The sequence below is a fragment of the Mycobacterium hainanense genome (assembly GCF_041890355.1).
Lineage (GTDB): Bacteria > Actinomycetota > Actinomycetes > Mycobacteriales > Mycobacteriaceae > Mycobacterium > Mycobacterium hainanense.
Genome location: NZ_CP169059.1, coordinates 3,539,802 through 3,553,653, shown reverse-complemented (window position 1 = coordinate 3,553,653; position 13,852 = coordinate 3,539,802). Strand labels below are relative to the sequence as shown.

The window sequence follows — 13,852 nt, the reverse complement described above, 5'->3', positions numbered from 1 at the left end:
CAGGGTGGGTCCCACGCGCCGCCGCAGTTGTCGGTGCTGGCCACCCTGCCGTGTGCTACCGGTTCACCGGTGGCAGTTGGAAGCGCCTAGCGCTAGCGCTCGCCCAGCGAAACCGCTTGCGGCTCAACCGCTTCCGGCTCATCGGCGTGTTCCTTGCGGCCGCCGATCAACAGGCCGAGCAGCGCTCCCACGATGCAGATCACCACGGTGGCGCTGAAGATGTCGCCGTACATCATGGCGAACGCCTTGAGGTACATCGTCCCCTGCGCGGCGATCCGCTCCAGCAGGGAGGCGTTCGCCGGTATCGCGGCGGTCAGGCCCGCCACGATCTGGTTGAACCGGTAGAGGCCCCACGCGCTGAGCGCCGCAACGCCGATCAGCATGCCGGTCATCCGGGCCACCACCACCGCCGCCGAGGCGATGCCGTGCTGCGCCGACGGAACGACCCGCAGCGCCGCGGAGGTCAGCGGCCCGATCACCAGGCCCAGGCCCACGCCGGCGACCAAGAGGTCGGCGTGCAACACGGGAACGCTGACCCCGAAGATGTCGTGCTTTTGGCTCAACACGTCTTGGCGCCAGTAGTGGATCAGCCAGTAACCGTAAGCCGCGATCAGCAGCCCGATGAAGGTCATCACCCGGTCTCCCACGCGCGTGGCGATCCAGCCGCCCAGCACCGCCCCGATCGGCAGCGCGATCAAAAACCACAGCAGCAAGCCGGCGGCCTGCGTCTGGTCCATCTGTAGCACGCCCTGCCCAAACAGCTCCACGTCGACCAGCGTCACCATCAGCGCCGCGCCCGCGGCCAGCGATGCGCCCAGTGCGGCCAGGAAGGGGCGGAAGTGCACCCCGGCCGGCTCGATCAGCCGGGTGCGCGAGAACCGTTCCCAGAGCAAAAACAGCACCGCGACGACGACCGCCCCGATGACCAGGGGCAGCCCGTAGCTCGGCAGGATCTGCTTGCCGTCGGGTTGCGGGTTGTACAGGCCGATGACCGCCAGGCCCAGCGCGACCGCGAGCAGCACGCCGCCGACGAGGTCGACCCGCTCGGGGTTCTCGACCTTCTCGTGCGAGGGCAGGCTGAACTGAATCATCGCCATCGCAATCAGGGTCAGCGGGACGTTGATCCAGAACACGTAGCGCCAGTCGTGGAACAGGTACACGATAAAGATCCCGTACAGCGGGCCCAGCACGCTGCCCAGTTCCTGCGCGGCGCCGATGCCGCCCAGCACGCCGGCGCGGTTGCGCTGAGCCCACAGGTCGGCGCCCAGGGCGAGGGTGACCGGCAGCAGTGCGCCACTGGCCACACCCTGGATGGTGCGGCCGGCGATCAGCAGGTGGAAATCGCCCCAGTGCCCGGCGAGCGCGGTCACCACCGACCCCACCATGAACAGGGCCAGGCTGACCTGCAACACCAGCTTGCGGCCGAACCGGTCCGACGCCCGGCCCAGCAGCGGCATGGCGGCGATGTAGCCCAGCAGGTACATCGTGATGATCCAGGTGATGCGCTGCAGCTGGTTGATGGGGATGTGGACGTCGCTCATGATGTCGCGCATGATCGTCACGACGACATAGGCGTCCAGCGCCCCCAGCAGGACCGCCAGGCTGCCGGCGCTGATCGCGACGCGACGTCCGGTCTGCGAACTCATGAACTCACCGGGGGCTTGGTGACCTGAACCTGCTCGCCCCAGTTGGACAAGGTGACCTGCACGGCATTGCCCGAACTCTTCTGCAGGTTGGCCTGCACCAGCTGGTGCTCACCCGTCTCCTGCACCCACACGGTGCTCGGCACCGGCTGTGTCGCGTTGAACTGCGGCATGATCTTGTTCACCGCATCCGCGGACACGTTCCCGCTGATGCGAATCGTGTTCTGCCCGTTAATGGTTTCGCGGCCCTCGGCCTTGGCGTTGCTGAAGTTGGCCAGCGCGTTGCCCAGCCCGCTGTCCGGGTTCAGCAGCACGGACACGTCGTAGATGTCGGACGCCTTGCCGAAGTCGCTCCACTTGTTCGGCGTGAGGGTGGCGTACAGGGTGCCGTCGACGACCACGAAGTTGGCGTCGATGTCGGATCCACCGAGCGTGATCGTGGCGTTCCCCGACGCGGCGGTGGCCGGCGCCGTGGTGAGGTCACCGGTGAGCGTCTTGATGGGCAGCCCCTGGATCTTGCCTTGGATCGACAGCACCAGGTGCACGCTCTTGACGGCCTTGGTGGCATCGGCCGACTGCTTGACCAAGGTCGTGGCGTCGGGCAATGGGGCGCCGCTCTGCTTGGACCCCGACGAGCAGCCGGCGATCAAGGCGGTGGCGAGGGTAAGGGATGCGATGACGGCCGAAAGTCGGCGGCGGGTCTGCATACCTTGCATCGTAGAGGGTGCCGCCGACCGGCTTTCGAGACGCGGGGGCCCGCTGTCTGCCCGGCGACGCGGGTTTGGCCTGCTCGCCAGCGCGACCGCCGCGTTTGGGCGTCCGATTAACCTGATGGCATGTTCACCGGAATTGTCGAGGAACTCGGAGAGGTGACGGGCCGCGACGTGCTGGCCGACGCTGCGCGGCTGACCATCCGCGGACCCGTCGTGACCTCGGACGCCGGCCACGGTGATTCGATCGCCGTCAACGGCGTCTGCCTGACCGTCGCCGAGCTGCTGCCCGACGGCCAGTTCACCGCCGATGTGATGGCCGAGACCCTCAACCGGTCCAACCTGGGCGCCCTACAGGTCGGCAGCCCGGTCAACCTGGAGCGCGCCGCGGCAATCAACAGCCGGCTCGGTGGGCACATCGTGCAGGGGCACGTGGACGGGACCGGCCAGGTGGTCAGCCGTGCGCCGTCCGCGCACTGGGAAGTGGTGCGGATCGAGATCCCCGCGCCGGTGGCGCGCTACGTCGTCGAAAAGGGCTCGATCACCGTCGACGGCATCTCGCTGACGGTCTCGGGACTGGGCCCCGACTGGTTCGAGGTTTCGCTGATCCCCACCACGCGGGAGCTGACCACGCTGGGTCGAGCCCCGGTCGGGACGCAGGTGAACCTCGAGGTGGACGTCATCGCGAAATACGTCGAGCGGTTGCTGGCAAGCAAATAGCCCAACGCCGCTTCGGTCAGCAGGGCTCGCCGGGCGGGGTCCAATACGGCTCGCCGGACGGGGTGTAGCAGGGCGGTGGCGCGTCAGGCGGCGGGGCCGTCACCGCACCAGCCGGAAGAACCCAGTTACCCCAGCGCCCCGGATCGGTGCACCCACCGACGCTGACATGCCGACCGCCGACGTCCGCGCACGCGTCTGCCGTGGCCCGTTGCGGGCAGGCGATACCCGCTGCAAGTCCGGCCGCGAATATCGAGGTCACCACCGGTACCGCCAGTCTGGATGCGATGCTCATGCCGGTCAGCGTAGATTGCTGGCCGCGGATAGGGAGCCGTTTCGCGGCAGTCGGCCTATTACTGGGGCGCACCCGGAGCGGGCGGCGCGGGCGAATTCGTGCGGGGTCGGATCTGCCCGCAGTTCAGGCCGATGATGCAGTGCCAGCCCGCCGCCTGGGGCTGGACCGGGTCGCAGCACTGGTCGTCCGGCGCGCCAGGCGCCGGGTCTACGGTCGGCGAAGGGTCAGCGTTGACGCGCGGGACACCTTCACCGCCGGCCCCGACCGCGCTCACGACACCGCCGAACGCCATGGCCAACGCCGCGGCGCCACCACAGCTGCTGCGATCAACCTGGCGGTTCGAGTCGCCACGAACACCATTCTCGACCTGGCCGCACCGGATGTACATAGCCGCAGCGCGGCATCATGCACGCGGGCGACGTCGGTCACTGGGCAATAACGCGGCCCATGCGGTGGTTCATACTGAATGCAAGCGTTGGGCTCTTTTCTGCGAACCCCTGAGACAGCAAGGTAGCGACGATGACGAGGTTGGACTCCGTCGAGAGGGCGGTTGCCGACATTGCGGCCGGTAAGGCCGTGGTCGTCATCGACGACGAGGACCGCGAGAACGAAGGCGACCTGATCTTCGCCGCCGAGAAGGCGACGCCGGAGATGGTGGCGTTCATGGTCCGCTACACCTCGGGATACCTCTGCGTGCCGCTGGACGGCGCGATCTGCGACCGGCTGGGCCTGCTGCCTATGTACGCGGTGAACCAGGACAAGCACGGGACCGCCTACACCGTCACCGTCGACGCCAAAAACGGTGTGGGCACGGGGATCTCGGCCTCCGACCGGGCCACCACCATGCGCCTGCTGGCCGATCCCGCCAGCGCCGCCAACGATTTCACGCGCCCGGGGCACGTGGTTCCGTTGCGCGCCAAGGACGGCGGCGTGCTGCGCCGGCCCGGGCACACCGAGGCGGCGGTCGACCTGGCCCGGATGGCGGGGCTGCAGCCGGCCGGCGCGATCTGCGAGATCGTCAGCCAAAAGGACGAGGGTTCGATGGCGCAGACCGATGAGCTGCGCGTCTTCGCCGACGAGCACGACCTCGCACTGATCACCATCGCCGACCTGATCGAGTGGCGACGCAAGCACGAGAAGCACATCGAGCGGATCGCCGAAGCCCGCATACCGACCCGGCACGGCGAGTTTCGGGCCATCGGCTACGCCAGCATCTACGAGGACGTCGAACACGTGGCGCTGGTCCGCGGCGAGATCGCCGGGCCGAACGCCGACGGCGACGACGTGTTGGTGCGTGTGCACTCCGAGTGCCTGACCGGTGACGTGTTCGGGTCGCGGCGCTGCGATTGCGGGCCTCAGCTGGACGCCGCGATGGCGATGGTCGCGCGGGAGGGGCGTGGCATCGTGCTCTACATGCGCGGCCACGAGGGCCGCGGCATCGGGCTAATGCACAAGCTGCAGGCCTACCAGCTGCAGGATGCGGGGGAGGACACCGTCGACGCGAATCTGAAACTCGGATTGCCCGCTGACGCACGGGATTACGGCATCGGGGCGCAGATCCTGGTCGACCTCGGGGTGCGCTCGATGCGGCTGCTGACCAACAACCCGGCCAAACGGGTGGGGCTGGACGGCTACGGCCTGCACATCATCGAGCGGGTGCCGCTGCCCGTGCGCGCCAACGCCGAGAACATCCGCTACCTGATGACCAAGCGCGACAAGATGGGCCACGACCTGGCCGGTCTCGACGATTTTCACGAATCGGTTCATCTGCCGGGCGAATTCGGCGGCGCTCTGTGACCGCCGGCGACGGTGCAGTGGGGGCACCTCCCACTGGTGGGGGACGGCGCAAGTGAGCGGTAGCGGGGAGCCGAAGATCCCGGTGCTCGACGCGTCCGGTCTGCGGGTCGGCATCGTGGCCAGCACGTGGCACAGCAAGATCTGCGAAGCGCTGCTGGAGGGTGCCCGTCGGGTCGCCGCCGAGTCAGGCATCGACAACCCGACGGTGGTGCGCGTGCTGGGCGCCATCGAGCTCCCGGTGGTGGCGCAGGAGCTCGCCCGCAACCACGACGCCGTCATCGCCCTCGGCGTCGTGATCCGCGGGGGAACACCACACTTCGAGTACGTCTGCGATGCGGTGACGCAGGGCTTGACCCGGGTGGCGCTGGACGCGTCGACGCCGGTCGCCAACGGGGTGCTGACCACCAATACCGAGCAGCAGGCGCTTGAACGCGCCGGGCTTCCGGAATCGGTCGAGGACAAGGGCGCCCAGGCGGCCGGGGCGGCGCTGACCGCGGCGCTGACGCTGCGCGAGCTGCGCGCCCGGTCGTGACCACCGGCGAGGACTGGGACGTCGAATTGCGTCCCCGCCGCACACCGATATTCGTCTACGTCGCGGCGTTCACCATCGCCGCGGTGCACATCGCGATCGGCTTCCTGCTCAAGATCGGATCCACCGGGGTGGTCTTCCAGACCAGCGACCAGGTGGCGATGGCGCTGCTCGGCCTGGTGCTCGCCGGGCTGGTGCTGCTGTTCGCCCGGCCGCGGCTGCGGATCGGGGCGGCGGGAATTTCGGTGCGTAACCTGTTGGGCGACAAGCTGATCGAGTGGCCGGACGTCGCCGGCGTGTCGTTCCCGATGGGCAACCGCTGGGCGCGCGTCGATCTACCCGACGACGAATACATTCCCGTGATGGCCATCCAGGCCGTCGACGAGGAACGCGCGGTCAACGCCATGGACACCGTGCGGACGCTGCTGGCCCAATACCGGCCGGACCTCCCCACCCGCTGAAAGGGAGCCACCCGTGCTCGCACGGATAGCTCCCTTCAGGTGAGCGGGTCAGAAGTTCTTACAGTCGGTCATCATCTGCTGGAAGATCGGCAAAGCCTGCTGCGCGCCCTGGTTGTGCTCGATGGCGTGCAGCAGGTTCACGCGCTGATCCGGCGACGACGCCAGGTACTGCTGCAAGAACTGCTGGTTCGGCGGCGACTGGTCGAGGTACTGAGCGGCCATCGGGTTTTCCGCGTGCACCGCCCGCATCGCCTGGTCGTAGCTGCAGGTCGTGTTGATCATCGGGCCGTAGTCGGGGGCTGCGGATGCGACCCCAGCTGCGGCGGTCGACGCCACTGCCAGGCCGCCAATCCCCATCGCGATCCTGGTCAACGAGCGTTTGAACATCTGTGGACTCCCTCCATCGATTGCCACCCACTGTAACGTCCAGCTACCCCCTTGGTAACCGGAACAAACCGTCCACACCGCCGGTCGGTCGTCATAGCCTGTGGTCATCGGCCGTTTTACGGGTAATGGCGGAGCTATCGGTGGGCTACCTGTCTATCGAACAAGCGCTCGAATGCGTTACCGGGGCCACTCGAACCGGGGGCGCCGTTTTCGGCGCGTCGAGCCGCGATCCCGAGGCGTCGGTATGTCCGCAGCGGCTACTAGCCTGGATGGGTGCCAGATCCCGCCACGTACCGTCCCGCGCCCGGGTCCATCCCGGTCGAACCGGGCGTCTACCGATTCCGGGACGCGCACGGGCGAGTCATCTACGTCGGGAAGGCCAAGAGCCTGCGTAGCAGGCTGACGTCCTACTTCGCCGACGTCGCAAGCCTGCATCCGCGAACCCGGCAGATGGTGACGACCGCCGCCAAGGTCGAGTGGACGGTGGTCAACACCGAAGTCGAGGCGTTGCAGCTCGAATACAACTGGATCAAGGAGTTCGATCCGCGCTTCAACGTCCGCTACCGCGACGACAAGTCGTACCCGGTGCTGGCCGTCACGCTCAACGAGGAATTTCCGCGGTTGATGGTTTATCGCGGCCCGCGCCGCAAGGGCGTCCGCTATTTCGGGCCCTATTCCCACGCGTGGGCGATCCGGGAAACGCTGGACCTGCTCACCCGCGTCTTCCCGGCCCGCACGTGTTCGGCCGGGGTGTTCAAGCGGCACAAGCAGATCGACCGCCCCTGCCTGCTCGGCTACATCGACAAATGTTCGGCGCCGTGCATCGGGCGGGTCAGCGCCGAGCAGCACCGCCAGATCGTCGACGACTTCTGCGACTTCCTGTCCGGCAAGACCGATCGCTTCGCCCGCGAGTTGGAACAGCGGATGCACGCCGCGGCCGAGGAGCTGGACTTCGAGCGCGCCGCACGCCTACGCGATGACCTGGGCGCGCTCAAGCGCGCGATGGAGAAGCAGGCCGTGGTGCTGGGCGACGGTACGGACGCCGACGTGGTGGCCTTCGCCGACGACGAGCTGGAGGCGGCGGTCCAGGTGTTCCACGTCCGCGGCGGCCGGGTGCGCGGCCAGCGCGGCTGGATCGTCGAAAAGTCCGCGGAGGCCGGTGATTCCGCCGAGGAGCAGTTGGTGGAGCAGTTCCTGACGCAGTTCTACGGCGAGCAGGCCGAACTGGGTGGCCAGGACAACCAAGGGGCCGACGAAGCCGCCAACCCGGTGCCGCGCGAGGTGCTGGTGCCCTGCCTGCCGTCCAACTCCGGCGAACTGGCCAGCTGGCTCTCCGGCCTGCGCGGCTCCCGCGTCGCGCTGCGGGTGCCGCGCCGCGGCGACAAGCGCGCGTTGGCCGAAACGGTCCAACGCAACGCCAAAGAGGCTCTGCAGCAACACAAGCTGAAGCGGGCCGGTGACTTCAATGCAAGATCGGCTGCGCTGCAGAACATTCAGGATGCGCTCGGGCTGGCCGATGCGCCGCTGCGCATCGAATGCGTCGACATCAGCCACGTACAGGGCACCGACGTGGTGGGCTCGTTGGTGGTGTTCGAGGACGGCTTGCCACGCAAGTCGGACTACCGCCACTTCGGGATCCGGGAGGCTGCCGGGCAGGGACGCTCCGACGACGTCGCCTCGATCGCCGAGGTGACCCGCCGCCGGTTCGCGCGGCACCTGAGCGAACAGAACGACCCGAATATGCTTTCCGCCGAAGGGAAGTCGCGCCGGTTCGCCTATCCGCCCAACCTCTACGTCGTCGACGGCGGCGCGCCGCAGGTCAACGCGGCCAGCGCCGTGCTCGAAGATCTCGGCATCACCGACGTCGCGGTGATCGGTTTGGCCAAGCGGCTGGAAGAGATCTGGGTGCCGTCCGAGCCCGACCCCGTCATCATGCCGCGCAACAGTGAAGGGCTTTATCTGCTGCAACGGATTCGCGACGAGGCGCACCGGTTCGCCATCACCTACCATCGCAGCAAGAGATCTAAGCGAATGACCGCCTCAGCGCTGGATTCGGTGCCAGGATTGGGGGAGCATCGCCGCAAGGCGCTGGTCACCCATTTCGGATCCATCGCCCGCCTCAAGGAGGCCACCGTCGACCAGATCACGGCCGTTCCCGGTATCGGTGTGGCCACCGCCACCGCCGTCCTGGAGGCGCTGCGACCGGAGCAACCCGGAGAAGCCGGATGACGGGTGAAGTGGCGGAGGGCCACCCGATCAAGGCCCGCCCGAACGGCGGGGCCGGTATCGACGTCGTTCTGGTGACCGGATTATCCGGCGCCGGGCGGGGTACTGCGGCCAAGGTGCTCGAGGACCTGGGCTGGTACGTCGCCGACAACCTGCCGCCCCAGCTGATCACGCGGATGGTGGATTTCGGCATGGACGCGGGATCTCGGATCACCCGGCTGGCGGTGGTGATGGACGTGCGGTCGCGCGGCTTCACCGGCGACCTCGACGAGGTGCGCAACGAGTTGGCCACCCGCAACATCACCCCGCGCGTGGTGTTCATGGAGGCCTCCGACGACATGCTGGTGCGCCGCTACGAGCAGAACCGCCGCAGCCACCCGCTGCAGGGCGACCAGACGCTGGCCGAGGGCATCGCCGCGGAGCGCCGGATGCTGGCGCAGGTGCGCGCCACGGCCGACCTCATCATCGACACGTCGACGCTGTCCGTGCGCGGGCTGCGGGAGAGCATCGAGCGCGCGTTCGGCGGCGACGCCGGCACGTCGATCAGCGTGACCGTCGAATCGTTCGGCTTCAAATACGGCCTGCCGATGGACGCCGACATGGTGATGGACGTGCGATTTTTGCCCAACCCGCACTGGGTCGACGAGCTGCGCCCACTCACCGGGCAGGACCCGGCGGTGAGTGAATACGTGCTGAGTCAGCCCGGCGCCGCGGACTTTCTGGACGCCTACCACCGGTTGCTGTCTCTCGTCGTCGACGGCTACCGCCGGGAGGGCAAGCGCTACATGACAGTGGCGATCGGCTGCACCGGCGGCAAGCATCGCAGCGTCGCGATCGCCGAGGCGTTGATGGGGCTGCTGAAGGCGAATCCCCAACTGTCGGTGCGGGTGCTGCACCGGGATCTGGGCCGCGAATGAGCGGGCCGACGAATCACGGCATCGTCGCGCTGGGCGGCGGACACGGCCTGTACGCGACGCTGTCCGCGGCCCGTCGGCTCACCCCGCACGTGACCGCCGTGGTGACCGTCGCGGACGACGGTGGTTCGTCCGGGCGGCTGCGTAGCGAACTGGACGTGGTGCCGCCGGGTGACCTGCGAATGGCGTTGGCGGCCCTGGCATCTGACAGCCCGCACGGGCGGCTGTGGGCGACCATCCTGCAGCACCGATTCGGCGGCACCGGGGCGTTGGCCGGGCACCCGATCGGCAACCTGTTGCTCGCCGGGCTGTCCGAGGTGCTGGCCGATCCGGTGGCCGCCCTCGACGAGATGGGCCGCATCCTGGGCGTCAAGGGTCGGGTGCTGCCGATGTGCCCGATCGCGCTGCAGATCGAGGCCGACGTGTCCGGCCTGGAGACCGATCCGCGGATCTTCCGGCTCATTCGCGGCCAAGTGGCGATCGCCACCACGCCGGGCAAGGTCCGGCGGGTGCGGCTGTCGCCGCCGGATCCGCCGGCGACCCGGCAGGCCGTCGACGCCATCATGGCCGCCGACTTGGTGGTGTTGGGCCCGGGCTCGTGGTTCACCAGCGTGATCCCGCACGTCCTGGTGCCGGGGCTGGCGGCCGCGCTGCGGGCCACCACCGCCCGTCGGGCGCTGGTGCTCAACATGGTCGCCGAGCCGGGGGAGACGGCGGGCTTCTCCGTCGAGCGTCATCTGCACGTGTTGGCTCAGCACGCACCGGGATTCACCGTGCACGACATCATCATCGACGCCGAACGGGTGCCCGGGGAGCGGGAGCGCGAGCAGCTGCGCCGCACCGCGATGCTGCTCCAAGCCGAGGTCCACTTCGCCGATGTGGCCCGACCTGGTACACCTTTACATGATCCGGGCAAACTCGCGGCGGCCCTGGACGGGGTCCGGGTGGCCCACAGGGCTACGGGAGCGCCTCCGGTCACGGCCACCGCGGATATTCGGGTCGACGGTGCAAGTCCACAGACCGGTGGGAGTGGACCGGCTGGCAGCGGACCAAGGGGTGACGACGCGTGGCGATGACGACCGAAGTCAAGGACGAGCTGAGCCGCCTGGTCGTGAAGTCGGTCAGCGCCCGTCGCGCGGAAGTCACCTCCCTGCTCAGGTTCGCCGGCGGGTTGCACATCGTCGGCGGCCGGGTGGTCGTCGAGGCCGAGGTGGACCTGGGCAACGTCGCGCGTCGGCTGCGCAAGGACATCTTCGAGCTCTACGGCTACAACGCGGTCGTGCATGTGTTGTCGGCCAGCGGGATTCGCAAGACCACCCGCTACGTGCTGCGGGTGGCCAATGACGGCGAGGCACTGGCCCGCCAGACCGGCCTGCTGGACAACCGCGGCCGGCCGGTTCGCGGTCTGCCCGCCCAGGTCGTGGGCGGCAGCGTCGCCGACGCCGAAGCCGCCTGGCGCGGAGCCTTCCTGGCGCACGGGTCGCTGACCGAGCCGGGACGGTCGTCGGCTTTGGAGGTCAGCTGCCCCGGCCCGGAGGCCGCGCTGGCGTTGGTGGGCGCGGCGCGCCGCCTCGGGGTCAGCGCGAAGGCCCGCGAGGTGCGCGGCGCCGACCGGGTGGTGGTGCGTGACGGCGAGGCGATCGGCGCGTTGCTGACCCGGATGGGCGCCCAGGACACCCGGCTCATCTGGGAGGAGCGCCGGATGCGCCGCGAGGTGCGCGCGACGGCCAACCGCCTCGCCAACTTCGACGACGCCAACCTGCGCCGCTCGGCGCGCGCCGCGGTCGCCGCGGCCGCCCGGGTGGAACGCGCACTCGAGATCCTCGGCGACACGGTCCCCGACCACCTGGCCTCGGCCGGCAAGCTGCGGGTCGAGCACCGGCAGGCCTCCCTGGAGGAGCTCGGCCGGCTCGCCGATCCACCGATGACGAAAGACGCTGTGGCCGGCCGCATTCGGCGGCTGCTGTCGATGGCCGACCGCAAGGCGAAGATCGACGGCATCCCGGACACCGAATCGGCGGTCACGCCCGATCTGCTGGAAGACGCTTAGCCGGGCGACGCTGCGTCCTGCGGGCCCCGTCGTCATAGCTCCCCGGCCCGGGTCGCGTTGGCCCGGCCATCAGGCCACGGCCGCCCCGGCTCTGGCAAACCCGGTTCGAGCGCTCGGCGATCGCGCAGCATTCTCCCGTCGCTCCTCTTGCCGAACAATCCGGGGCGCTGACATTTCCCAGCTCGATTTCCATATTCAATTCACACAGATCATGTAATTCATAGAATTAGCAACTGTGGCGGTATCCCGCCGAAACGGTATCTCGGGACTTGCAAATTCATAGAAACCCCATACCTTGTTTGAAGATTATATGAGTTTCGGTGATGAGCGTCCGATAACTCAGCGGGCCCCCCGCGCGGGTGGCAACCCGCGGTGAAGTGCGAGCGCATGTAACCGGGGGCCACGGCGAATCCCATCGGACGGCCCGAAGTACGCCCAAGTCCGGTGCGGGGTCCGGGCCTGCGCAGGCATCCGGCTGAGAGCCTCATTCGCCGTGGTCGCAATTAATGCTCGCGAGATTTTTATTCAGTGGCCAGCGTCCGCGGGCGGCCTTATCGCAATTTCACCAACTATTCATTCCGCCGCCTTGCCGCATTCGCGCGAGGTAGCGGGGTTTATTGCCGATCTGCCTGCCAAGCCGACGGGGAGCAGTCCGCCACTCGCGGCGCCGTGGCGGTGCGCAGTCCTGCGCAGTTTTGCGGAAGGCATTTTGACCGCGGCTGGCTAGTGTCCTGACTGCACGCAGATGCCCGCCGTCAGCAAACTCGGATCCCCTCCTTTGGCGGCGGCATGAAGGGGCGCAGGCACACGGCCGGCGGTGGCGACACGGCCGGGGGCGGAGGATGGCATGGATTTCGGGGCGTTACCGCCGGAGATCAACTCCGGCAGGGTCTATTCGGGTCCGGGGCCGGCGCCGTTGCTGGCAGCCGCGGCTTCCTGGGACGGTCTGGCGGCCGAATTACGTTCGGCTGCCGGGTCTTACGGTGCCACGATCTCGGAGCTGAGAACCCTTTGGCGCGGACCCGCGTCGACGGCGATGGCGACCGCGGCGACGACCTACGTCGCGTGGCTTGACGGCACTGCCGCGCAGGCCGAGCAGACCGCCGTTCAAGCCAAGGCGGCGGTGGCCGCCTATGAAGCCGTGTTCGCGGCCACGGTCCCGCCCCCGGTGGTCGCGGCCAACCGGGCCTTGCTGGCCTCGCTGATCGCGACGAACATCCTGGGGCAGAACACCCCGGCAATCGCGGCCACCGAGGCGCAATACGCCGAGATGTGGGCCCAGGACGCGGGGGCCATGTATGCCTATGCCGCCTCGTCGGCGGCGGCTACCCGGCTCACCCCGTTCACTGCGCCGTCGCCAACCACCGACGGCAGCGGCGAAGCTGACCAGTCGGCCGCGTTGGCCTCCGCTTTCGGGTCGTCGACCGCCTCCCGGGTGGAATCTGCGCTGTCCGAAGCGGTTTCGCAGGCGCCGGCCGGGCTGCAAAGCCTGGTGGTGAGCGCGGATGCGGTGACGACGCCCGCGGCCGGCCTGCCGCTGGGCCTGACGGACATCACGGGGATCCTGAAGACCTTCAACAGCATCATGGGCACGATCTCCGGGCCGTACACCCCGCTCGGGGTGGCCAACCTGGCAAAGAACTGGTACCAGATCGCCCTCAGCATCCCGAGCGTGGGCACGGGCATCCAAGGTATCGGGCCCCTCTTGCACCCCAAAGCCCTCACCGGAGTCCTTGCGCCGCTGCTGCGCAGCGAGCTGTTGACCGGCGCGACCGCGTTGTCGAGTGCGAGTTCGGTGTCGGCCGTGACGGGCCACGCCGGGCTGGTCGGGTCGTTGTCGGTGCCGGCGAATTGGGCTTCCGCCGTTCCCGCGATCCGAACGGTGGCCGCGCAGCTGCCTGAGACGATCGTGGAAGCCGCTCCCGCGATGGCCGTGAACGGCCAACAAGGCATGGTCGGCCCGACAGCCCTGTCGAGCCTGGCCGGACGCGCCATGGGGGACAGCGCCACTCGCGCGGTCGCCGGGTCGACCGTGCGGGTGCCCGGTGCGGTGGCCGTCGACGACATCGCGACCACGTCCACCGTCATCGTGATCCCGCCGAACGCCAAGTAAGAAAGGGTGC

13 protein-coding genes are annotated in these 13,852 nt (G+C 68.6%); 9 read left to right on the top strand and 4 right to left on the bottom strand.

Translation table 11 applies throughout. The features are described from left to right. Window positions 1–92: 92 nt before the first annotated feature. Both ACEL92_RS16300 and ACEL92_RS16295 read right to left on the bottom strand, forming a co-directional pair. Window positions 93–1,646: an MFS transporter gene (locus ACEL92_RS16300; protein ID WP_374021764.1), complete on the bottom strand. Its 1,554-nt coding sequence runs from the start codon at window positions 1,644–1,646 to the stop codon at window positions 93–95. Continuing rightward, window positions 1,643–2,350: an LppX_LprAFG lipoprotein gene (locus ACEL92_RS16295; protein WP_374021763.1), complete on the bottom strand. Its 708-nt coding sequence runs from the start codon at window positions 2,348–2,350 to the stop codon at window positions 1,643–1,645. The genes ACEL92_RS16300 and ACEL92_RS16295 overlap by 4 nt, the downstream gene beginning before the upstream one ends. A 129-nt stretch (window positions 2,351–2,479) precedes the next feature. Between ACEL92_RS16295 and ACEL92_RS16290 the strand changes: the two genes are divergently transcribed. Continuing rightward, the gene (locus ACEL92_RS16290; protein ID WP_374021762.1) at window positions 2,480–3,073 is read left to right on the top strand and encodes a riboflavin synthase; all 594 of its coding nucleotides are present in this window, start codon (window positions 2,480–2,482) and stop codon (window positions 3,071–3,073) included. A 16-nt stretch (window positions 3,074–3,089) separates the two neighbouring features. Here ACEL92_RS16290 and ACEL92_RS16285 read toward each other — a convergent pair whose 3' ends face one another. After that, entirely contained in the window at window positions 3,090–3,365 is a 276-nt protein-coding gene (locus ACEL92_RS16285) for a hypothetical protein (protein ID WP_374021761.1), read from the bottom strand. 519 nt (window positions 3,366–3,884) lie between these two features. Here ACEL92_RS16285 and ACEL92_RS16280 point away from each other — a divergent pair. Genes ACEL92_RS16280 through ACEL92_RS16270 form a run of 3 tightly spaced genes read left to right on the top strand, consistent with a single transcriptional unit; the run spans window position 3,885 to window position 6,152 of the window. After that, window positions 3,885–5,162: a bifunctional 3,4-dihydroxy-2-butanone-4-phosphate synthase/GTP cyclohydrolase II gene (locus ACEL92_RS16280; RefSeq protein WP_374021760.1), complete on the top strand. Its 1,278-nt coding sequence runs from the start codon at window positions 3,885–3,887 to the stop codon at window positions 5,160–5,162. 52 nt (window positions 5,163–5,214) lie between these two features. Continuing rightward, entirely contained in the window at window positions 5,215–5,694 is a 480-nt protein-coding gene (gene ribH, locus ACEL92_RS16275; RefSeq protein WP_374021759.1) for a 6,7-dimethyl-8-ribityllumazine synthase, read from the top strand. Further along, window positions 5,691–6,152 carry a PH domain-containing protein gene (locus ACEL92_RS16270; protein ID WP_374021758.1) on the top strand — a complete coding sequence of 154 codons (462 nt, stop codon included), beginning with the start codon at window positions 5,691–5,693 and terminating at the stop codon, window positions 6,150–6,152. The genes ribH and ACEL92_RS16270 overlap by 4 nt, the downstream gene beginning before the upstream one ends. A 48-nt stretch (window positions 6,153–6,200) precedes the next feature. On the opposite strand, the gene ACEL92_RS16265 is transcribed toward ACEL92_RS16270, so the two are convergent. After that, a complete protein-coding gene (locus tag ACEL92_RS16265) occupies window positions 6,201–6,539 on the bottom strand; it encodes a hemophore-related protein (protein WP_374021757.1) in 339 nt (112 codons plus the stop codon). Window positions 6,540–6,812: 273 nt separating this feature from the next. Here ACEL92_RS16265 and uvrC point away from each other — a divergent pair, with 273 nt between their 5' ends. From uvrC to ACEL92_RS16240, 5 genes are all read left to right on the top strand, one after another. After that, window positions 6,813–8,768, top strand: coding sequence for an excinuclease ABC subunit UvrC (uvrC, locus tag ACEL92_RS16260; RefSeq protein WP_374021756.1), 1,956 nt, complete (start codon window positions 6,813–6,815; stop codon window positions 8,766–8,768). Further along, the gene (gene rapZ, locus ACEL92_RS16255) at window positions 8,765–9,682 is read left to right on the top strand and encodes an RNase adapter RapZ (protein ID WP_374021755.1); all 918 of its coding nucleotides are present in this window, start codon (window positions 8,765–8,767) and stop codon (window positions 9,680–9,682) included. The genes uvrC and rapZ overlap by 4 nt, the downstream gene beginning before the upstream one ends. Then, complete coding sequence (gene yvcK, locus ACEL92_RS16250; protein ID WP_374021754.1) at window positions 9,679–10,755, top strand: uridine diphosphate-N-acetylglucosamine-binding protein YvcK; 1,077 nt, start codon at window positions 9,679–9,681, stop codon at window positions 10,753–10,755. Before rapZ ends, yvcK begins: the two co-directional genes overlap by 4 nt. Further along, a complete protein-coding gene (gene whiA, locus ACEL92_RS16245) occupies window positions 10,752–11,729 on the top strand; it encodes a DNA-binding protein WhiA (RefSeq protein WP_156736802.1) in 978 nt (325 codons plus the stop codon). The genes yvcK and whiA overlap by 4 nt, the downstream gene beginning before the upstream one ends. Window positions 11,730–12,576: 847 nt before the next feature. After that, window positions 12,577–13,842: a PPE family protein gene (locus tag ACEL92_RS16240; protein ID WP_374021753.1), complete on the top strand. Its 1,266-nt coding sequence runs from the start codon at window positions 12,577–12,579 to the stop codon at window positions 13,840–13,842. The last annotated feature ends 10 nt before the right edge of the window (window positions 13,843–13,852 follow it).